This is a genomic window from Candidatus Sysuiplasma jiujiangense, assembly GCA_019721075.1.
GTDB lineage: Archaea > Thermoplasmatota > Thermoplasmata > Sysuiplasmatales > Sysuiplasmataceae > Sysuiplasma > Sysuiplasma jiujiangense.
The window spans coordinates 84,226-105,406 of the sequence record JAHEAD010000005.1 but is presented as its reverse complement, the minus strand read 5'-3'; the positions used below and the strand labels follow the sequence as shown (position 1 = coordinate 105,406).

The following is a 21,181-nucleotide window of genomic DNA, read 5'->3' as shown; positions in this document are numbered from 1 at the left end:
CATACAATTTTGCCCTAAGGCACATATACTTTTTGTATCGAATTTCTCTACGAGTAATTAATAGAATGTATCAGCCGCCAACCTGCGACATTGCTTCGAGCGTTACGCTGCTTGTCTTTCCTACTCCCAGATGGTGTTTTTCAGGTTTCGCCCGAATACACTGCTTTATCACAGCCGCAACTTCTCCAGTTCCACCGCCATTTCGTATCACGGAGAGAAGATCGAACATATCGTCTCCGAATAAACACATGCGCAATTTCCCCTTCGATGTAATCCTCACCCTGTTGCATCTTTCACAGAAATTGCCGCTGAGCGGCGTTATGAAACCGATAGGGCTTTGGAATCCATCGACGCCGTAATACACCGCAGGGCCCTGTCCACCTGATTTTTCACCCGAATACAGACTGAATTTCTTTTCCAGAAGCGCCTTTGCCCTGAATGCAGGAAAGAACAGCTCAGGCTGAAATTCAACATTGCTCGAAAGAGGCATCATCTCAATGAAACGTATTGGAAAAGAGTTCTCGAGCGCAAACCGCGCAAGCTCGATGAGCTCGCCGTCGTTCACTCCTTTCATGAGCACAGTGTTTATTTTAACCGGATTCATACCGGCGGCTGCCGCTCTTTTGATTCCCGCAAGAACCCGTTTTACGTCTCCGCCACGCGTAACCTCCCTGAATTTCTCAGGATTCAGAGAATCCAGGCTCACGTTGGCCCTTGTCACCCCGGAAGATGCGAGATCATCCGCCCTGTCCAGCAGGAAGATGCCGTTGGTGGATATAGGTATATCTTCGACCCCAGGTGCTGCAGAGATGTTTGACGCTATTTCCGCAACGTCGGGTCTTGTAAGAGGCTCCCCTCCGGTAATCCTTACTGTCCTTGTACCAAGAGAGGACGCTGCCCTCACTATGATGCCTATCTCTTCCGGGCTCATAAGCTCCGTTCTTCTGGTAAAGTGCATTCCCGATGCAGGCATGCAATAGACACATTTCAGATTGCAGCTGTCGGCAATTGAAACTCTGAGATAGCTGATACGTCTTCCCAGCCCGTCTACCAGAACCGTCACGGTGTCTAAATCCACTAGCTATAACAAATAGTTGTTCATCGGATTTTGTGGAATTACCGGCCCGGATGCGTTCTTTCGTAGAAACCCACAACGTCCCATTCCTCCTCCCTGGGCGTACCTTTCCTCTTTACCACAACACCCATTTCTGAAGCGAGATCCAGCATGAGTTCCTTAATCTCCGGTCTTCCCTCAAATTTGTCGACTTTGACCTCGTTTTCCTTTATGCGACCCTTGAATGCGCCCACAAGTTCCGGACCAGCGAATACTAGATTCGCGGAGGTCAGCCCGAACATTCTTTTCGAATCATCGGCAAAGAGCAGAGAGAGCCTGTCGTCCATTGTCGAGATGAAGCGTCTTGAGAAACGGGCTCTTCTCAGCTGTTTCAGATCTTCAGCGAGAATCCAGTACAGGGAGTCGCTTCCCTTCTCCAGGTAACCTTTGATGAGTTTTCCCTCTGATTCCATCTGGAAAAGCATGTCACGCAGCTGTTTCATGTTCAGTTCCGATTTTACCATTCTCGAAAGCTGCTCTGCAGTCAAGGCGCCAAACTGTCTGAACAGCTGTTCCATAATGCATCTGAGGCTTTCAGTGCGGGTCATGTTGTTCTCCGGTATTGCCACATACTGCCTGTTTCCGTCAAGCGCAATCATCGACTTCCTGAAAAGCGTTCTGATGGCCACCTGCGTTGAACTCTTTGACATGTTCGAGTACTGCATTACCTGTTTTTTGCCTGCAGGGCCAAATTCCTTGATTATATCAAGCACATGATTTTCCACCTTGCTAAGTTTCTTTGCCTTCGCTGCTCTGCATACGGACGCCCAGTGCTGGTTCGTATAGGCCGAGTGCTCAGGCATTATCTCGGCAAACAACAGTCGCTTGTCCCTGAGTTCGTACTCAAGAGAGAGAATTCTCTTTATCCTTAGCACTGCCTCATAGTTGCTTCTCAAACCCATCAGAAAGCCGATAGCTTCGCTTATTTCAGAAAACTGCTGCTCGATATGCTGTCTCTGAAGTGTGAAAGAAATGATCCTCTTTCTGTCGAATGACTGATCTGTAATGTTTCCGAGGACAAGCATTTCGTTAACCTTCTTAAAATTCGAACCCGTAAACAGCTCGGATAGGTTTACATCCAGCTCTTCGATGGGTTCTGAATTGAATTCCCTTATTCGGAGGACATCCAGGCCGAATTGGGAATACAGTTTATTCAAACGGGTCAGTGCCGATACCGCCGAAGGGACTTCTCCTTCCGAAGACATGTTTAGCTGCCTTACCTCAACGCAGCTTGCCATAACCCATATTTCGGCCATTCCTGCGACTCTCCCCCTGTTGACTATAGGGTAGAACCATCCTTCGCCGTACTTGGATGCGACCTCGGCCCAGAGAGGCTGTACATACGGGTCGAGCATCGAAAGAATATAACCGTGCTCTTCCATCGGTCCGGCCTCTTCTATCAGGCCAAGTTCCTCAGGCATCACGTACATCTGATTTGAAGCATCTCCGACGACTATCCTTATGGCGCCCGCCTTTTCTGCGGCGCCATCAATGTCCATTTCCCAGAATCCAGTCTGTGACCTGATTTCGCCTGCTCTGATAGGACCCTGCCCTCTTATTATCCGTTCGACAATTTTTTGTCTGGCATCCGCGACTGTCGTATTGCACTCCAGATATGAGTAAACATTTCTTCCACTCCATTCTTCTCCCTCGACAAATACCCTCTTGAGCCAGAGCCCCCTGTCCAGCCTGTCTATGATCTCCCTTCCCCTCTCCCTGTTTATCTTCAGTTCCTGAATGATGGCAAGAGAAGTTGCCTTACCCATCTGCCTGAATTTTTCCAGAACCAGCATATCTTCCTCAGAAATGGAATCGTCACGATAGGCGCTCACGAACAGCGGTACATCGTTTTCATGTACGTATCTCACCCTCCCCTTGAGAAAACGGCCTGAAACTATCTTTTCCCGGCTTCTAAGCGTCTCCCACTCGGCACGGCTGAATGTGGGAACGCGGTTAAACACGTCGAGTATCATTCCCGCGGTGCAAAACTTGCTGAAATAATCTTCTATGGATGGCAGTGGCTGCATGCTCTTCCTGAAAAGGTACCTCTGGATCGTGGCAAAATCGTAAACTTTGATGCCCGTGTTCCTGAGCGCCAGGTAATCCCGCGTGAGCATGTATTGCTCGACCTCCTCAGCAACAAAATAACCTTTTGAAACGAGTCCCTCTGACACCAGCTCTTCGGCCTTTTGTATTATGGCGTTGCACCTGAACCTGTATGATAGTTCCTCGGAAGTCTGAGGACCGAAATATTCGAGCTGCCGTACCAGTACTTTTTCCAGGCTCCTTTCAACGTCTGCCTGGGAAGGATGGTTTCTAATCCAAATCCAGCCGTCATGACTGTCCATTTTCAGGCGTTTTGCCAGAAAGAGGCTTTCAAGCCTGTGCATCAACTCGTTTATTTCGTTATTCGGCAGCGAGAGTTTTTTTGACAATTCTTTGACACTGAGACCTTTGCTTGAGAGCACTTCGGTCGCAGAGCTCTCATCAGGCAACAGATCGCGTTTTTTGCAGAGTGATGAAAATTCATCCTCTTCGTCGGAGGGTATGAAGTAAATGTCGTCAAGCCATATCGTTGACAGCTGTCCCTTTTCCAGAAGCGAGAGTGCCCATTCTCTTACGACATCATGCGATTTTTCAGTAAACAGATGTATGTTTGTACCCCGCTCCTTCAGCATAATCAGCGGTCCGACAGTTCTCAGCAGTTGAGGGAGTTGCTCCATTTCATCTATTCGTGGCCATTTTGACTGGAAGTACTTTTCGACGACATCGCTCTCGAACTCATACGCCCTCTGATCTTTCCCCATTACCCGGGACAGAACCTTTCTGTGCAGTTCTCTGAGCATTGAGCTCTTGTCTTCCATGAGTATGACATCGGCAATTCCAGAAAGGAGTATACTGTGTGAAAATGGCGATGGGGTGTCTGTATAGCCGAAAACGTGGATGTTCCTCTTTCCTTCTTCTATGTCTCTCAATATGGCGGAAGCATGCTCGATATCCATTACGTCATTGAGGATCTCGTTATATGTCTCCCTCACAACAGGAAAATCCTTTATTTCACCGAGCTGGTCCAGGAGTGTGCTTGATCTGAGCTGCTGTCTGGAGACAGACAGTTCCTTGCCCCTATAATTGCGAAGTATCATGAAGCTTCTGGCGGCGACCTGCCTGAATCTCTGCTTGAATAATTCGGAATCCTTAAGGCTTGACAGCAGGACAGCAGTCAGATCTCTGGAATGAAGCAGAGAATGAACGTTCCTGAGCGGTATCTCCTTTGGAACACTAATCAGGAAATTGTCGTCAGAAACTGAAACGCTCGTATTGCACTTATATTTCTGTGAAATAGCGTTTGCGAAACCCCTAGCGAGAGCGTCATTCGTCCTCCGTCCGAATGGAAAATGGTAGATTATCGCCCTCTTGCCGCTATCACTGTGAATAACCCCCTCGATGACAAGATCCGTGTTTGTGGGAATGACCGGAATAGTGGCCTTCTGTTCCCTAAGGTAATTGATAATGCTCCTCGCCGACCAGCTGTCAACACTGTAATTTCCCGTTATGTATTCAATCAACTCCGTGTCGGATTTATCAAGCATACTTTCCATTTCGGCCCTGAACCGTCCGACATCTTCTGAAAGATCAAAGCTTCTGGGAAGCATTTCACCTGTCCATGACGGAACCGTCGGTTTCCTTCCCTTGGCGTCCTTTACGAGAACGGTCATTCCTCTTGCCCGGATATATTCGTAGCTCCTTCCTCCAAGAACAAAAATATCCTTTGAAGAAAGACGTTCGACGAATTTGTCGGAAAGCTGCCCCAGAGGAACACCTCTTTCACTGACAACATCATATGATGATTCTTCCGCTATAGTTCCGAGATTCAGGAAATATATCATCCGGGCGCTTTTTTTCTTCCCGAACACACCTTCCGATTCGTCCAGCCATATCTTCGAATAGACATTCTCAAACTCACCCTTGCTTCCAAGGTACCTGAGCACCGAAAGGAAATCCTTCTTGGGCAGATTTCTGTAACAATACGAGCGTTTCACAAGGGCGTAGGCATCATCGATGGACCACTTCTTTTCAAGCGACATGCCGACTATTGTCTGTGCCAGCACATCAAGGCTGTTCTCCGGTATGTCGACCCTGTCTATTCTGTTCAGCATCGCTGAGCGGGTAAGCACAGCGCACTCAACCAGATCATCGGTATCGAAGACTAGCAGTCTGCCGGTGGACATCCTGCCGATTGAGTGACCGCTCCTCCCTATCCTTTGCAGGCCTTTGGCGACGGATTTCGGAGAACCTATCTGACAGACAAGATCTATTGAACCTATGTCAATACCGAGCTCCAGCGAGGTTGAACTGATGACACACTTCAGCTGTCCTGATTTCAGCTGATCTTCGACATCTTTTCTGGTGACCTTGCTAAGACTCCCGTGATGGGCTTCAATGCCTACGAGACCCCTTTCCTTGAGCTTATATGCCACTGATTCAGTCGCGCTTCTCGTATTTGTGAAGACAAGAGTGGTCGTATGCTTCTCGATCAGATTCACGAGTTCATCATACATTTTTGCATTGGCAATGTCAGCCTGCACAGCGTTTAGGTCCCTGACCGGACAGATAACACCCAGATCGAGAGATTTTTGGGCTTTTATCTCTACAATCTTAACCGGTCTTGGTCTGCCTGCCATGTCTGTGCCTCCAAGAAATGCAGCCATTTCGACTATGGGCGCCATGGTTGCAGAGAGACCGATTCTCACAAAATCATCTTCGCAGTAATCAGCAAGTCTTTCAAGAGTCAGACTGAGAAATTCGCCTCGTTTCGAGTCGCATATTTCATGGAGCTCATCAAGCACTACCCAGCCGGTACGGTTGAATTTGGTTCTGAAAACAGGAGAGGAAAGCGTAAGCGCAAGTGATTCGGGTGTTGTGATGAAAATATGAGGTGGCTTTCTGACCATCTTCTGCCGCTCGTATGAGGATGTGTCTCCAGAACGGACTGCAACCCTGATTTTTGGAGCATCAATTCCCATTTCGGAGGCGAGGGCTGTAAGCTCCTGAAGAGGCTGATTCAGATTCTTGTTGATGTCGTTTGCCAATGCGCGAAGTGGCGACACATAAACTGCGTACACCCTATCCTCAAGTTTGCCCTGGGATTGTATGTTGAGGAGTTCGTTGATTATCGAGAGGAAGGCAGTCATCGTTTTTCCAGAGCCTGTCGGAGACGAGACCACTATATTCTCTTTTGAATGTATCAGGGGCACTGCATAGGATTGAGGTTCAGTGAGTTCTGAGAATTTTGAGCTGAACCATCTCTGAATCAGGGGGTTCATAAGTGAAAGAACTTCAGCCATTGTGTACTGTTTTTCTATACGTTCGTATGCTTTTGGCATTGATAAAATCGTTGTTAATACTCATTAAGATTAATAACACTTTTGCCGCGGTCCGCCGCATTTCTTGCGGCCTACACCTGTGAGAACGGTTTTCATCCGGGAGCCTATACATCCGCCACATCTCCACCGCAGGTGAATAATGCATTCCTCCCGCGTCAAGTAATACATTGCGTGGCGCAACCAAGCAACTATGGCCATTTCAGATAGACAAAGGATGAAAGGTGCTTTCAGACACTGTGCCGCAGCTTCTTGAATACGACCGCAGGCACGCTGCACTGCTTTTGTATCGGAAGAGCGACGAATGCCCTACAATCTTCTGGCACATAATCGATTTCCGCAGGGACAGGGGCCACGTCTGGGAGCGATGACTGCACATCATCCACGCTTTCAGATCCCATGCTTGGATGAATTTGCTCGACCAGACAGGTCCAACAGCGGTTCTGTACCATAATACCCGATTCTAGCCCCTGATGGCGTTGGATACCAAGCGGACATTCCGTTCGCAGGAGCATGACATATTGTAGCCTGTGTGCGTTCAGTTCAGACGCGATCAGTGCGCATCACCACCTTCCACAAACGGCCGATAATGCACACGAACCAAATATTCCGTGCCGTTGAAGATGCACGCCAGCATATGTTTTTCGCATAACCAATGTTTGCCGGAGGGGGTTACGCACTGTGCATCTGCGCAAACGGGCATCGCCCGAAAAATCTGAGCCGCTGAATAAGATTACATTTAATGCCATCCATTTGCATAACGCGGATGACAACAAGGTGAAATATGAGCAAAATAAAAATTGGCCTCCTTCAGATAAGCGAGACAAAGATCGCGGCCGCACTGCCGGAAATTGAGAATGCACTGAAAAATGAGACCGATTTACTCGTACTTCCAGAGAAATGGATGCCCATAAAGGAGGAGAACATAATCAAGGACGACAGACATGAATTTCTGGATGAAATTTCATCTCTTTCCAGGGACTACAGCTCCGTCGTCCTTACGGGAGCTCTCTTCGAGTCATTCGCCGGAGAGATGTTCATAACGTGCTATGCCTTTGGTCCAGACGGCGAGATGCTCGCAAAGCAGAGAAAACTTCATTTGTTCGAAGCTGAAGCGCAGTCATTCAAACCAGGATACGAAGTCAACTATTTTGACTACAGGAATTCCAGAATTGGCATTGCAATATGCTACGATATCGACTTCCCGGAAACTGTAAGGAAGTTCGCACTTTCGGATTGTGACATGCTAGCAGTGCCGTCCAAGATACAGAAAGAAGGAATCGAACCCTGGAACATTTACGTTCAGGCCAGGGTTCTGGAAAACAGAATGCCAATAGCGTTTGCAAACTTCAAAGATGGCGGACATTTTGACGGACGGAGTGCCCTGGTAGAGATGGAAAGAAGAGAGGACAGGAATATCCTGTACACGAGGATTAGTGCGGTCGGCGAATGCGAGAAACTAGGCATATTCACTCTGGACACATCATTGTTCAGATCAGACCGGAAAAAGAGACTATCTGACAGAAACAGGACTGTTGATGCCCTTGCATGGGAGGAAGATTGAACGATATGAAACCAGAGCCAGAATGGGAGATGACATCTGAATCGAGAAAAATACCTCGCCTCTCCACCTATTCCATAGTTGCATTCGACAGAGAAACAAGGTCATACGGCGTTGCTGTCCAGTCTAAATTCATTGCTGTGGGTTCAGTTGTTCCATGGGCTTCTTCAGATGCCGGAGCCATTGCAACCCAGGCTTACGCCAATACATCCTATGGACCGAGTGCTCTGGATTTGTTCAGGAGAGGCTTAAGCGCCGAGAAGGTCCTCCAGAAGTTAATATCGAATGACAGACAGAAGGATGAAAGACAGGTTGGTTTAGTTGACAGGAATGGAGGAAGCGCCACATTCACAGGCAAAAAATGCATCGACTGGGCAGGCGGAATTTCCGGCGAAAGCTTCGCGGCACAAGGCAATATTCTCGTGAGTTCCAAAACAGTCGAATCAATGGCCGACTGGTTTCAGAACTCAGACAGCAATTTCCCCGAAAAATTGATCGGTTGCCTGAAGGCAGCCCAGAAAGCAGGTGGTGACAGAAGGGGAATGCAGTCTGCTGCCCTTCTGATAGTCAGGAAAGGGGGAGGTTATGCGGGATTTAATGACAGGTTCGTCGATATCAGGGTTGATGACAGCAGACAGCCGATTAATGAGCTTGAAAGGATATTCAGGTTATATGATCTGGTAATGCTGTCCAGGGAACGTCCTGAGGATTTTGTGAGGGTGACAGCATCGGTCCGTTCTGAAATTCAATCTCACCTCTCCCGTCTTCGTTACTACAGCGGCAAAACAGACGGGTTATCCAGTGCCGAATACAGAAAGGCATTCAGTGAATATATATCGATTAACAATTTTGAAAACAAATCTTCACCTAGAGGAAGAGTTTCAGCCAGACTGCTGGAATACATGGCAAAAGATAATAGGAAGAGGAAGTAAAATATGTCCACAATGAGCAAAAAAGAAGAAATTAAGGGAAGACTTGCGGATGTGGAGGCAATAGCTACTGACTATGACAGGACATTGACCGATCTTGGTCTCAATCTGCATCTGGACACTATCAGAGCAATAGACAGGGCTTCAGAGGCAGGGATTAAAATCATTATTGTTTCAGGGAGAGGCTTGCCATTCATGCTAAACATGAGTTCTCGATTCAGCAGGGTCGATGCAATGGTTGCAGAGAACGGGGCTGTTGTGGTTGAAGACGGATCGGTTGAGAAACTTTCTGAGACATTGGGAAAGAAAATTGCACGCAGACTGAAAGAAAAACATGTCCATTTCGTTATGGGCCAGGTGATATCATACATTCAGAAGGGGTACATGGATGAGGCAGAAACAGCCGTAAGTGAAATGTCCGATATTGCAAAACTGGTGAGAAACATCGATTCCGGAATGGTTCTTCCTTCCGATGTTGACAAAGATGTCGGTCTGCAGCATGCGCTCAACAAACTGGGAATAGACGCGGACAGGACTGTTGTTGTAGGTGACGGGGAAAATGATATTTCACTGTATCGCGCCCCCTTCCTGAAGACGGCTTTGAGTAATTCTGTTGAGGAAATAAGGAAGAGAGCCGACTTAACGGTAGACAGCCCCGGAGGGGAAGGGGTCAGTAAACTTGTTGAAACAATTCTTGAAAGCAGAAAGGTGTGAGCCAACACCTTTCACCATCATCCGTGACGGAAAGACAATGCCGGTTCCCGCACGGCGGTCTTGCCGAAATACTAAAAAAGTGACTGCTGCAGAAGACGGCAAAAAGATTTCAATAGCCTGACATCGCTCTTTCAAATATGGGAACAAGTTTTTTGATCGCGTTTTCAACATAGCACTGTTTTGCGGTTTCGTATCCCATAGTTCCCAATTCGGTGCCGTTTCCCTTTACTATAATATCTCTCATCCTTTCAGCCAGGTCCTCATAATCGCCTGAAGGAAACGTGTAACCGTTTATGCCATCCACTACGAGCTCGGATGAGCCGGCGCCTGTACTGACTATCACCGGCTTACGCATCCTCCAGGCTTCGACCGTAACAAGACCGAAACCCTCTGCTTTGGAAGGCAATATGACACAGTCGCATAGGGCATAGGCGGCACGCATAAGCTTATCTGGCATATGTCCTGCCAGTATCACTGACTGCTGCAGGTTGAATTCTGATATCAGCTTCATAATATTCTTTCGCCAGTTGCTGGCTTTAGATGAACCAAGACCACCAGTCGAACTGCCTGAAAAACTTCCGTTTCCAATAAGCAGAAGCTTTACATCAGGCAGTGATTCATGTAGCTTTTTCAATGCGCGTATGGCTACATCCTGTCCCTTGATCGGATCCATTCTTGCTACAACCAGGAAATACCTGTCATCTTCATTTAGGCCCGTCAGCTGAAGGAATTCGCTTATCTCCTGGGATGACGGCTCAAACCACTCCTTTTCATCGATATAGGGATAGACCTGATTGGCAATGCCGCGGTAGCCAGAACGAAAGAGTGCCTCAAGATCCCTCTTAGTGCTGACAATCAGGGCATCATATGCTTCCATATTCCTTATAACAAATTTTCGAATCCTGTCAGACACACTGTCGAAATTTGCAGGTATATGCCACCTGAAAACTGCGGGCGCAAACGGTCCGACAAAATTACCTATTTGCAGTTGCTGGAAATCATGAATATAATAGATATCGAAATTCTCAAAATTCTGCAGAAGAACGTCAGCGGTCTTCCAGCTGTAAACGTTGAACGACAGATATTCTGAAGGAACAAAGTTCATTTTTTCAATTCCATGAATTTCATTCCAGAGCTTGTCCTTGAAACGCACATACTTCTCGGATTCGCTTCTTGTCAGGTCTATATTAACGAATGTTATGCCATTACCGATTATCCGGATGGGAGATTCTGGAGAAAGGGCTACCCACATTGCATTCTCTATTAGACCCTTTAAGCTCATTTCTTTGAGGAGAGGGTATACCATCGCTGTAACGCCGCCGGGCGAATATACATAATCTTCCCCCTGTACAAGCATCTCCAGATCTATTACGTCCGGCAGACTCCCGTACTTCTCGACGAGATCTGGTGCCGATATCTTGAATCTGACAAGCGGCGTTTGAGTGTTTACACATATTTTTATTACAGTCACCCCCTCAGGAATAATGACTGTTTTTATATCATGCCCAATGGATTTAATCTTTTTGAAATTACTGACAGATCGAAGTTTCGGAGTCATAAAGTACTGTCTTGCCTGATATCTAACTTACACGCCGTGACAAAGCCGGGAAAATCCTGTGTTACCGAAAACGTAGCGATGGACAAAGTTTTATCACCAATGGCAAAATCAGTACACGTGGACAGAGAAAGAATCGTCAGACGCATTGTGCACATGACGATAGTACTTGCACCGATCTATTATTTCATCCCCGAATACATAGTTCCCGGATTGCCAAAGCGTGAGGCACTCATACTGTTGATGATCGCAATCCTTGCGTTTGAGGCATTCAGATTGCAGCTGAGGATCAAGATTGCAGGACTCAGATCATACGAATATTCCAGGCTCAGCAGCTTTTCATGGGCGTTTATGGGTGTATGCATGGTGGTCCTGTTCTTCCCTTTCCCAATCGCACTGGCGGCATTTGTCGGGCTGGCGTTCATGGATCCGCTTGCCGGCGAATTGAGGCACAGCGGACACAGACAGCTGGCAAATGTGATATGGCCCATCTCCTTTGCGATTTTCACCCTGATACTGCTGTACCACTATTCACCTGCAGATGTTCCATTCACAATGGGTTTTGCCGGCTCGACTGTTTCCTGGTTATCAGAGAAACTGAAATTCAGGAGCATAGATGATGACTTCCTTATGGCTGTCCTGCCTGCCGCCTCCATGCTACTTGCACACATACTACTCTGAAACTTTCACACCTAAGGCAAGTCATGCCGGGCAGCACAATATCGATTTATAGGCATTATGCTGATAGTGGTTGTCATGAATCGAATGAAGGTCATAAACGAGCCGTCGGACCTTGTACCTATGTTGAGAGCTGTTGACACTGAAGCAAAGAGACAGGTTTTGAAGGAAGTTACACTCGAATGGAAGACAGCTAAGGAAATTGAAGACAAATATGGAAAAGAGGGAAGAGAGGCGCTTAAATTTCTGGAAAAAATGAAACTTGTGGAAACGCGATGGCAGTCATCTAACAAATCGCCTCAGCCAGAGAAGGCATATCATACATACTATTCGTCATTTCACATCAGCGTGACCTGGCCCGTATATGAGATTAGTGATGTACTTTCCATTGCCATGATGCCGGAATCTGAATTCAAAAGAATTGAAAAGCGTATCCTCGATGAGATCGGGGAGGAAGGCAAATTTGCAGGAGATGTCGCGGAGAGTCTGGGTATGACCTCCACGATGCTTAAAAGCATAGTCAAACGATCCGTAAGACTTGATCTGAGGGGCCACAGAGTTGAAAAGCTGAAGGAAGAGCTTTAATTGCCTGCGGCTCAAATGGGCCCAAGGCACACATTCCTCACATTCGTAGAATTGCGGATGACAGTTCTTTTCTCTCCTGTGAGACTGCGACCCGATGATAATTGATATGCACTGGCGACATAGCATTTCGGCTGCCCGAAAAATTGAAATCAATTTATCTTGTTTGTGTATCAGCGACAAACAGGCTGTTATATCCCTGAAATGAATGTTCCCCTTCAAACAGAGGAGAATGCGTTCTATGTATGAAGCAGCAAAGAGAAATGTTACCGTTCTCAGACTTGGCCATCGTCCTGAAAGAGACAAAAGGATAACAACACATGTTGCACTGGTCGCGAGAGCATTCGGCGCAGATTCGATGATTATCACTATCCCTGACGCAGGAATTATTGAGCGCATCAGAAAAGTGGATGAAAATTTCGGAGGCGATTTTTCCGTAAATTATTCCCCTGATTGGAAAGGTCTGATCAGTGGATTTGACGGCCTGACAGTGCATCTCACGATGTACGGCGAAAAATTAACCGGTGCAATGAAAAAAATAAACACACACTCAAACCTGCTCATAATCGTGGGTTCCGAAAAGATTCCGGCCGATGTTTACAGACTTGCCGACCTGAACGTCTCTGTGGGTAACCAACCCCATTCGGAGGTGTCAGCCCTTGCCATTTTTCTGGATAGGCTGTTCGGTGGGTACTGGGAAAATGACCAGATGCACGGCAGGTTGAAAATTATACCGTCTGAGAGGAAGAAGAGGGTTCTGAACGGGGAAGATTAGGAAACAGACTTTTCCTTTCCTCCAACCCTCTTCGGAAAATGCTTTAACAATATGATGTCCCCAACGTTGCCAATCCAGCGATACGGCACAAGCGCTGGTCTGCTGCCTTCAACGAGAAGCGGATTCGTGTCTGAGATAAATATCCCGTCGATCTTGGCCCCTTCCACGTCAATAACAAGATTGGTAACACTGCCCAGATATATTCCCAAATTTGTGTAACATTGTCTTCCGATAAGTTCAGATGCTTCCTGAAGCACATCCTCACCCCGCCATCCGGGATAGCGTGACATGGATAAAATGATTTCTTATATTCTATGTCCTGCTGAGATCGATGACAAATATATATAACAGTGACTTATCTTAGGCTAAGGTACAGCTTAGGAAGTCTGAGCCTTGATCTCAAGCATTAGAAAAGGGATAATAGCTGTAATAATAACAGCTGTTGTCGCAGTACTGATAATACAGATTGCTGCACCGCCTGCCAATGCGCAGACTGTTGCGCTTAATAATCTGCCTTCTACGATGGTTCTTGGCCATACTTATTCGTTTTACGTGACCATAAATCTTGAAGGGATCACGAAGATAACCTATGCATCCACGATAACACTGTCGGTCTTCAAGTCGAATGGTGCATCGGTTTCGTCTGCCGTGTTCAACGGCACCGGATACATAATCAGTACCGGTACGTTTGTGAGAAATGTGGTCTTCCACAACGGCAGCGCCTCCACCATATACGGCTACGGAGGGACAACTGGATATGTCAGCTATGTGGTTTCGGTGGATTTTGTGCAGGGATCGGCGCTGGGCCTGTTCTCGGCAGGGCAGTATTCAATGAGCGCAACCCTCAGCATAAACAGCAGTTCGGCCGCGATAACCTCCAGGCCCGTTGTATTCAACTTGGTCACTTCAGTGAGTCCTGTTCCGTACCTGACAATATTCATCATTGCTGATGTGGTTATAATCGCCGTGGTAATTTATGTCATAACAGTCATGAGAAGAAAGTGATACTTCACAAAGGATTTTTACACCTTGGACAAACTCTTGTTCTATCACCGATCAGGAGGCCGCAGAAACCACAGGTTCTGAGCAGTTTTGAGCCACAAATGGTACAGGTAGCTGCACCGGCAGGTACTATGGCGCCGCATACGCTGCATATAGCGCCATGTCGTCTGAGGTCATTCACTTTTACCATGTCACCTTGCCTGGTTGATTTTTCGACAATAACAATGTATAATCCTGCGATTGTGATTGACAGTGTGATACCCAGAACGTAGCTGAAGAACAGAAGCATCTGGCCAGAACTCTCATGCAGTAGAAGATATGATATGAGAAAAATCGTGAGGTTTGCAGGCGTCAGCGCGATCATTCCCCAACCAATTCTTTCCTTGATTGTTTGAAATGGTCCTGAATCTATAGTATATCTGATCCTGCCAGTGTTCAAACCTGGTGACATCCAGCACCGTCCAAACTGACGGCTTCTCCATCGGACATGGGGATGAGCCCAATTCAGTTCCCTCGTATCTGCATATGAAACATATATATGCGTCGACAAAATTCTCACCGGATGTGGGCCCATAGATCAGCCCGGAAGATCGCCTGCTTTGCAATTTAGTGTGACAGAATAGCAGGAGGCCGCGGGTTCAAATCCCGCTGGGTCCAGTTTGCCTAGGTGCGGTTAGTGCGGGAAAAACTGAATCCTGCGCTCAATCAGGTTGTTTGCACAAATCGCGCAGGAAATTGGAATAATACTCGGGCCTTCAGTAATAATACTCGTCATGGTATTGCAATTTTCTGAAGAGTGGTCAAAACAAGGCGAAACACCACAATACACTGGAGTGACAGCATCGTCTTAAATAGAAGATAAATGCATTGGAAATTCACATCTGGATAAGGAGTCTCCATTGAGGTTTTAATGTCAAGTGGCAATTTGTATGTTAGCGGTGAAGAGAAATTTGGATTCATCACCTCACATTTCTATGGAATCTCAAGACTGATTCCCACAATGAACAGATTCTACAATTTTGTCATCTCAGACATATTGAAGAGAGAATTCAGCTCGATTCTGGATATCGGTTCCGGTACGGGACACATACTCATTTCCGCAGCGCTTAAAAGAAATGATTTTTTCGGAATAGGCATAGATCCGTCCACATATATGGTCGATATTGCAAACAGAGGTGCTTCAAGACACCGAATTGACCAGAGAATCAGATTTGGATTGGGAAGCAGCAGGTACATCCCAGGAGAGATGAAATTTGACCTAATATATTCAAGCCTGTCGTTCCATCACTGGAGCGACAGAGAAGGGTCGCTTGAGCTTATAATGAGAAGGCTCAATCCGACCGGATTGCTGGTGATATACGAAATAACCGATAACGGGGGCCTGAACAGAAAATTCGTGAAGTCGCACCTCATGAATGCGGACGCATTCAGGGATATTTCAGGAAAAACAAAGGTTTCAGTTAGAGAAATAACTGAAAAAGACGATTTCATAAGTGCTGCTTTTCAATATACGGGAAATAACCATATGCCACCGCCGGATACCACCTGATTTAAGAGCCTAGAGCAGAATTAAGCATACCAATTTCAGGTTTTCAATTTTTAACAAATATGTATGGTACTTAATATAATGAGGCTGTTTTGAAGATAACCACAGTCAATCTGTGGTCACCAAGGAAACGGAAAATGAGGAAAATCAGCAGGAGGTTATAAAGTGCAGGAAGAAGTTGAACACAAGAAGAGCAGAGGAATGAATGATAATGCCAATGAAGAGTCCCCGGATACTGTGGTGTCCAGCAACATCAGGCGCAACAGTCTGCTACTTGCAAGAATATCCGCAATAGTGTTCGGCATACTCTGGCTCTACGACGGCTTCTTTAAATTCTGGAATAATCTCTACATTTATATGCCTTCCGCCATCCAGAGCGCGGGCGTTGGGCAGCCCTCTTATTTGAATGGCTGGTTTTCGTTCTGGTATCATATTGTTGTATCAAACCCGATACTTTTCACCTGGATGACTGGAATTCTGGAACTCTCACTGGGATTTGCACTGATTGCCGGGTTTGCCCGGAAACTGGCATATTTTGGCGGCATAATACTGGCATTTATAATCTGGAGCGTTCCAGAAGGGTTCGGAGGCCCATACGGTCCAGGATCGCTCGTAACAGGGGCTGCAGATGTTTACGCGATCAGTTTCCTCCTCATTATAGCACTCAATGCAACATTCGGCCCTGATATATACACGCTTGATAAATTGATAGAAAGAAAATACAGAAACTGGTCAAAAATCGCAGAAATCAGGTCGGGAAGCCGCGGATCTAAATTTGGCTTCTTCGGCAGAAATGCAATGAAGATCAGCAGGCTGTCGGCCATCCTATTCGGAATAGTATTTGCTGCAGAAACATACATGGCAATCGCATACAACACACCTTCGTCGCTGAAAACAACGCTGATCGGAGCTGCTTCTGGTCAGCCTGCCTATCTTAACGGGTGGTACAGTTTCTGGATATCACAGGTGACGACGGCACCCTTGGTCTATTATTACACGATAATTATTGCTGAATCCCTGCTGGCAGCAGCACTTCTCTTCGGCATTGCCAGGAAAACCGCCTATATTGGAGGAATGATATACTCGACACTGGAATGGTCCACACTGAAGGCTTTCGGCGGCCCGATTACAGCAGGTTATACAGATGCCGGCCAGATAGTAATGACAATCGCATTCCTGATACTGCTCTCACTTAATGCAGCGCACGGCACTGATCCATACACAATTGACTCCAGGATAGAGAGGAAGGTAGGCTTCTGGAATAAGGTTGCCGAAATGTAAGCACAACAGTTTTCACAAACTCCTTAAAACTTTTCACGATTCACGCGAGGATAGAAACAGCTAGGCCTGTTTGTCAGAGGTGGCGCTTCCCTGACAGGACTTCAGGCGGCTGAATTTCAGAAGCCCAGACAGAAATGAATCTGAAATACCGGACTGATTTCTTTTTGAATACCAATCCATAGAGTCTGTATTATAACTACTCTATATCTTTACACATGCAGAAGCTAATCAGACCTGAGGGCAAATCAGAGATTCGGAGGTGTGTTCCGGAATGAAGACAGTTCTAATCAGACCATCCAACAGAAGCGGAAGCCTCTACCTTACCAAAATGGGCTTCCTGCCAATACCGCTTGGTCTTGTTCAGCTGGCATCGTCAATAAGGGCAGTGCAGGGAAACAGCGTTTCAATCATAGATATGGAAGCTGATCGCCTTACAGTTGAAGAGGCGGTGGAAAAAGCGATAAGCATGCACCCTGACGTTGTGGGCATCACAGTTCACGCAACTGCAGCATATAACAATGCCAGGCTGATAATGAATCGACTGAAATCGCTGGATTCTGGGCTTACCGTTGTTGTTGGCGGCCATCATGCAACATTCCTGCCCGAACAGATTTTAGAAGATGGATTTGATATCGTTGTGCTGGGGGAGGGAGATAGAACGGTTGCTGAAATAGTTCAGAAAATTGGCAACCGGGAAAGTCTTGAAAATGTTGCCGGAATATATTTCAGGAAAGATGGAAAAATTTTAAGAACTCGTCCAAGACAACTTATCCCTTCACTGGACGAGCTTCCTCTGCCAGCATTTGATCTCATTGAAAGAGAAAAATATCGTTTTTTAACTTTTGGAAAGAATGAGACAGTTGCCTGCATCGAAACTTCCAGAGGTTGCCCTTACGGATGCGATTTCTGCTCGGTGACTCCAACTTGGGGCTTCCGGAGGAGGAACAAATCAAATCGAAGGATAATAGAGGAAATGGAACTTGCTGAGAGGTTCGGTTACAACTGGATCTTTTTCACGGACGACATATTTCTGCTTCCCCAAAACCTGAAAGACAGAATGAAGCTGTTCGAATATATCACGGAGCGTGGGATAAAAATTCAGTGGATTGCGCAGATGAGAGCTGATGCGATCGCAAGGAATCCTGAATTCATTCCGCCTGCGGTAGAGGCCGGTCTCAGAGTAGCGGCGTTGGGAGTTGAGTCCGGCAGCAGGGAAGTACTGAAAAAGATGCGCAAACGAATCCGACAGAGCGATACAGAAAAAGCTGTCAGCGAGCTTGACCGGAACGGTGTGATCACTCTTCTGAGTTTCATGATGGGTGCGCCATACGAAAGGATCAGAGACATGATTTCGACAGTGAGGCTTGGATTCAACCTGGCGGGAAGGGGTGCGGACGTTGCACAGTTCACGATATACACTCCCCTTCCCGGAACCGAAGTTTTCAGGGAAGCGGTAGAGCACAACAGACTGTTTACACTTGACTGGGATCGATTCGATTTTTTCACGCCGGTAATGAAGACGAGGGTGAATCCGGTTATAATTCAGCTCTTTCAGTACCTGGGACTGTATTCGTTCTACATCCGCCGGTTTCTCATCGATACCGGCAAAGCGCGAAATATGAATTGGCCAAAGAGAGATCTTCTGCCGTCGGCAATAACCTATATGCTGTCTGAAATGCCCGAATTTGTAAGGGATGTACTGTCAATACCCAGCCAGCTTGCAAAGACATATTCGCTCTTCGCTGCTCTTTCCGGGACCAGACCAAACAGGAAGGAAATGGATATGCTGATCCGGGACTGCGATGTTCCTGTGTATCTGGATGAGAAAAGGAGGAGGGTTGCAGGCCCTGCGGTACCGTCCATGCCTGAGAAGACAGTGAGTGATGACAGCTCAGGTAAGGACATAGATTCGCAGGCAGCAGGCAGTTTCGCTGTTAATGAAGATGACATCGGGCGGAAGGCTATAGCGAAGATGAAAACATGAATGACAATAAATATGTACGCACAGAAACAATCCCTGAATCGTGTTTCTCGCTGAACGCGGTAGAGGAGATTAATTTGGAAAGGGAAGTAAGGAGAGTGCAGAAGTTGGGAAATGCAAGTCTCGGCATTTCCATCCCGAAGGAGTGGGCAACCTCCAAGGGCATCAAGGCAGGCAGTCTGCTCAACATGATTTTTGAAGAAAACGGAAATATTGTGATAACACCCTCGGGAAACGACTTTTCAGCATCGCCTACAACCTGTATCCTTCATGCTGACAGTTGCCCTGATTCAGAGATGATAAAGAGAACGATAATAGGATGTTACATCGCGGGCTACAACACGATTCGCGTCGAGTCCAAGAACGAAATATCTGAAGATCAGGCAGCAAAGGTAACGGAGGCGGTCGAAAAACTGACTGGTGTCGTCGTAATGGAACAGGATGAGAAGAAGATTGTGATCGGTTGTTTCATAAGTCCGCCGGAGTTCCCTATTCTTTCCATGATCAGGAGACTCTTCCTCCTTTCTTCGCTGATTGTCGAGCGGACTCTTGAGAATGTACTGAAATCGTCCGAAGCGTCTCGTAGTTCGATAAGTGCGATGGAAATGGAAATCGATAGACTTTACAGACTGATACTGAGGCTGCTGCTCCTGGGAGCCAAAGACAGAGAGATGGCAAAGCAGATAGGAATAGAAGATCCGAGACATATGCTAGGCGACAGAGCTATTGCTGCAGCCCTGGAATCTGTTGGAGACATTTCTGAAGGTTTATCTAACGAGATCCTTTCTGCAGGCTTTCCCAGGTCCGGAAAGGGAGTTTATGATGAGAGCACGCAGAGGATTCTTTCGATGTTCAGGGAATTGTCGGCAAATACCTCAAAATGTCTCTTTGAACACGACCTCAAAGCAGCATCAGCTGCTCTCGACAGCGCACTAGCTCTTGAGGAGCAGTGCGTTTCCGAGCTGAAGACTGTTAATGCGAAGATTAAAGAGCAGGCCGAGCGTTCTAAGAGTGCCGATATCATAGGCCCGCTGATATTCAGCGGTATGCAGAACATTATCAGGGAATATGAATTCATAGTACAGATCATGATGAATAGGTTCATTGAGAATCCAAGTCACAAATTTCCCTACGTGGAGATTGTGAAATAAACCCGATTCCAATGAGTTTCCCGGAGTGTTCCGGGACATGGTTCTTCAATGCGTAATTGGTTGAAATGCTTCAGAGAACGGAATCGAATTCGGTGCACTGTATCAGGCAAACGCTTCCGATTGGGGCAGGTACTGATTATAGTTATAGTATGTCACGAAGATATTAGTGGACAGCCGCGATCTCCTGGATCTGAGGTGAAAAAAATGGCATTTCAACCCTTCGTGGATGACCTCGGACTCGAGTTGTTCATACTCGCATTCGTGGGCTTCATACTCGTTTATGCGGCAATAACGCTGGTCATGGCGTACAGAAAAGGAGAGAACAAAGAATTCATGGATCGCCTCCGGGCACTCTCGGTGCCTCTGGGAATCCTCGGTTTCTTCATATTCATAATGGGAATCGCGGGAGAGCTGGTTTGGCCGCTTCCGAATTTCGGAGGACTTGGCTACGACATACTCTTCTTTGATGCATTTACCCTGCTTGGAGTAATATTGATGTCAATCGCTGTTGCAGTCAACTTCAACAGGAAACTTGAATACACAGGCATGCTTTCATTCATGTTTGGCCTCACGGTGATCTTCTACGGCATCACAGCATACAACCTCAAGATGACTAAGGAGCCGCTGGCCATGCTTCTTCTCTATGCAGGATTCGGCATATCTGGAATTCTTGCCCTTCCTGCTTCCATTGCCGTAGACAAGGCGATTGTTTCCCCCAAGGTCGGAAAATCCTGGCTGTACTGGACATATTCATTTATCCTGTTCATGGCACTTTCGGCGCTCGCAGCAGTGGCAATTGCGGCGCCTGCAATAGCAAGCCACCTGGCTTCTGCTCCGTAGCTGCGGATATACAGAGCGGATTTGAACCAAACGTGTTAAGTCAGATGCCTTATGTTTCGGCATCTGAACATTGTTTTAGCTGACATCTCAG

17 protein-coding genes and 1 tRNA gene are annotated in these 21,181 nt (G+C 46.8%); 13 read left to right on the top strand and 5 right to left on the bottom strand.

The features are described from left to right. Positions 1 to 70 precede the first annotated feature (70 nt). The gene (moaA, locus tag KIS29_04690; protein MBX8639621.1) at positions 71 to 1,063 is read right to left on the bottom strand and encodes a GTP 3',8-cyclase MoaA; all 993 of its coding nucleotides are present in this window, start codon (positions 1,061 to 1,063) and stop codon (positions 71 to 73) included. A 53-nt stretch (positions 1,064 to 1,116) separates the two neighbouring features. After that, positions 1,117 to 6,498 carry an ATP-dependent helicase gene (locus KIS29_04685; protein ID MBX8639620.1) on the bottom strand — a complete coding sequence of 1,794 codons (5,382 nt, stop codon included), beginning with the start codon at positions 6,496 to 6,498 and terminating at the stop codon, positions 1,117 to 1,119. A gap of 781 nt (positions 6,499 to 7,279) precedes the next feature. On the opposite strand from KIS29_04685, the gene KIS29_04680 reads away from it, so the two are divergent. The 3 genes from KIS29_04680 to KIS29_04670 are packed head-to-tail and all read left to right on the top strand — an operon-like array spanning position 7,280 to position 9,699. Then, positions 7,280 to 8,059 carry a carbon-nitrogen hydrolase family protein gene (locus KIS29_04680; GenBank protein MBX8639619.1) on the top strand — a complete coding sequence of 260 codons (780 nt, stop codon included), beginning with the start codon at positions 7,280 to 7,282 and terminating at the stop codon, positions 8,057 to 8,059. A gap of 5 nt (positions 8,060 to 8,064) precedes the next feature. Continuing rightward, complete coding sequence (locus tag KIS29_04675; GenBank protein MBX8639618.1) at positions 8,065 to 8,988, top strand: DUF1028 domain-containing protein; 924 nt, start codon at positions 8,065 to 8,067, stop codon at positions 8,986 to 8,988. A gap of 12 nt (positions 8,989 to 9,000) precedes the next feature. Further along, positions 9,001 to 9,699 carry an HAD hydrolase family protein gene (locus KIS29_04670; GenBank protein MBX8639617.1) on the top strand — a complete coding sequence of 233 codons (699 nt, stop codon included), beginning with the start codon at positions 9,001 to 9,003 and terminating at the stop codon, positions 9,697 to 9,699. 109 nt (positions 9,700 to 9,808) lie between these two features. Here the strand turns inward: KIS29_04670 and KIS29_04665 are convergent, their stop codons facing one another. Continuing rightward, positions 9,809 to 11,170, bottom strand: a complete 1,362-nt coding sequence (locus KIS29_04665; protein MBX8639616.1) for a glycosyltransferase family 4 protein — start codon at positions 11,168 to 11,170, stop codon at positions 9,809 to 9,811. 186 nt (positions 11,171 to 11,356) lie between these two features. Between KIS29_04665 and KIS29_04660 the strand changes: the two genes are divergently transcribed. From KIS29_04660 to KIS29_04650, 3 genes are all read left to right on the top strand, one after another. Continuing rightward, a complete protein-coding gene (locus KIS29_04660; GenBank protein ID MBX8639615.1) occupies positions 11,357 to 11,935 on the top strand; it encodes a hypothetical protein in 579 nt (192 codons plus the stop codon). A 75-nt stretch (positions 11,936 to 12,010) separates the two neighbouring features. Next, positions 12,011 to 12,517: an ArsR family transcriptional regulator gene (locus tag KIS29_04655; protein MBX8639614.1), complete on the top strand. Its 507-nt coding sequence runs from the start codon at positions 12,011 to 12,013 to the stop codon at positions 12,515 to 12,517. Between the two features lie 238 nt (positions 12,518 to 12,755). Next, positions 12,756 to 13,289 (top strand): tRNA (cytidine(56)-2'-O)-methyltransferase, encoded by a 534-nt coding sequence (locus KIS29_04650; protein MBX8639613.1) that lies wholly within the window; start codon positions 12,756 to 12,758, stop codon positions 13,287 to 13,289. Here the strand turns inward: KIS29_04650 and KIS29_04645 are convergent. Beyond that, positions 13,286 to 13,579, bottom strand: coding sequence for a PRC-barrel domain-containing protein (locus KIS29_04645; protein ID MBX8639612.1), 294 nt, complete (start codon positions 13,577 to 13,579; stop codon positions 13,286 to 13,288). The two genes, KIS29_04650 and KIS29_04645, sit on opposite strands and share 4 nt — an antisense overlap. A 103-nt stretch (positions 13,580 to 13,682) precedes the next feature. Here KIS29_04645 and KIS29_04640 point away from each other — a divergent pair, with 103 nt between their 5' ends. Next, positions 13,683 to 14,294 carry a hypothetical protein gene (locus tag KIS29_04640; protein ID MBX8639611.1) on the top strand — a complete coding sequence of 204 codons (612 nt, stop codon included), beginning with the start codon at positions 13,683 to 13,685 and terminating at the stop codon, positions 14,292 to 14,294. Positions 14,295 to 14,298: 4 nt separating this feature from the next. On the opposite strand, the gene KIS29_04635 is transcribed toward KIS29_04640, so the two are convergent. Then, positions 14,299 to 14,742 carry a hypothetical protein gene (locus KIS29_04635; protein MBX8639610.1) on the bottom strand — a complete coding sequence of 148 codons (444 nt, stop codon included), beginning with the start codon at positions 14,740 to 14,742 and terminating at the stop codon, positions 14,299 to 14,301. Between the two features lie 115 nt (positions 14,743 to 14,857). Here KIS29_04635 and KIS29_04630 point away from each other — a divergent pair. The 6 genes from KIS29_04630 (at position 14,858) to KIS29_04605 (ending at position 21,090) form a co-directional block, all read left to right on the top strand. Then, a tRNA-Ala gene (locus KIS29_04630) sits at positions 14,858 to 14,948 on the top strand. Between the two features lie 253 nt (positions 14,949 to 15,201). Beyond that, complete coding sequence (locus KIS29_04625; GenBank protein ID MBX8639609.1) at positions 15,202 to 15,840, top strand: class I SAM-dependent methyltransferase; 639 nt, start codon at positions 15,202 to 15,204, stop codon at positions 15,838 to 15,840. A 162-nt stretch (positions 15,841 to 16,002) separates the two neighbouring features. Continuing rightward, a complete protein-coding gene (locus tag KIS29_04620) occupies positions 16,003 to 17,118 on the top strand; it encodes a DoxX family protein (GenBank protein ID MBX8639608.1) in 1,116 nt (371 codons plus the stop codon). Between the two features lie 271 nt (positions 17,119 to 17,389). Continuing rightward, positions 17,390 to 19,102, top strand: a complete 1,713-nt coding sequence (locus KIS29_04615; GenBank protein MBX8639607.1) for a B12-binding domain-containing radical SAM protein — start codon at positions 17,390 to 17,392, stop codon at positions 19,100 to 19,102. Positions 19,103 to 19,176: 74 nt separating this feature from the next. Next, the gene (locus tag KIS29_04610) at positions 19,177 to 20,250 is read left to right on the top strand and encodes a hypothetical protein (GenBank protein ID MBX8639606.1); all 1,074 of its coding nucleotides are present in this window, start codon (positions 19,177 to 19,179) and stop codon (positions 20,248 to 20,250) included. Between the two features lie 204 nt (positions 20,251 to 20,454). After that, positions 20,455 to 21,090: a DUF981 family protein gene (locus KIS29_04605; GenBank protein ID MBX8639605.1), complete on the top strand. Its 636-nt coding sequence runs from the start codon at positions 20,455 to 20,457 to the stop codon at positions 21,088 to 21,090. Positions 21,091 to 21,181 lie beyond the last annotated feature (91 nt).

Bases quoted from the DNA above. Each gene is read 5' to 3' on its own strand.
- KIS29_04670 (MBX8639617.1), top strand. From the start codon at position 9,001: ATGAGCAAAAAAGAAGAAATTAAGGGAAGACTTGCGGATGTGGAGGCA.
- KIS29_04650 (MBX8639613.1), top strand. From the start codon at position 12,756: ATGTATGAAGCAGCAAAGAGAAATGTTACCGTTCTCAGACTTGGCCAT.
- KIS29_04660 (MBX8639615.1), top strand. From the start codon at position 11,357: ATGGCAAAATCAGTACACGTGGACAGAGAAAGAATCGTCAGACGCATT.
- KIS29_04680 (MBX8639619.1), top strand. From the start codon at position 7,280: ATGAGCAAAATAAAAATTGGCCTCCTTCAGATAAGCGAGACAAAGATC.
- KIS29_04605 (MBX8639605.1), top strand. From the start codon at position 20,455: ATGGCATTTCAACCCTTCGTGGATGACCTCGGACTCGAGTTGTTCATA.
- KIS29_04635 (MBX8639610.1), bottom strand. From the start codon at position 14,742: ATGTCACCAGGTTTGAACACTGGCAGGATCAGATATACTATAGATTCA.
- KIS29_04615 (MBX8639607.1), top strand. From the start codon at position 17,390: ATGAAGACAGTTCTAATCAGACCATCCAACAGAAGCGGAAGCCTCTAC.
- KIS29_04625 (MBX8639609.1), top strand. From the start codon at position 15,202: ATGTCAAGTGGCAATTTGTATGTTAGCGGTGAAGAGAAATTTGGATTC.
- KIS29_04655 (MBX8639614.1), top strand. From the start codon at position 12,011: ATGAATCGAATGAAGGTCATAAACGAGCCGTCGGACCTTGTACCTATG.
- KIS29_04645 (MBX8639612.1), bottom strand. From the start codon at position 13,579: ATGTCACGCTATCCCGGATGGCGGGGTGAGGATGTGCTTCAGGAAGCA.
- KIS29_04685 (MBX8639620.1), bottom strand. From the start codon at position 6,498: ATGCCAAAAGCATACGAACGTATAGAAAAACAGTACACAATGGCTGAA.
- KIS29_04675 (MBX8639618.1), top strand. From the start codon at position 8,065: ATGAAACCAGAGCCAGAATGGGAGATGACATCTGAATCGAGAAAAATA.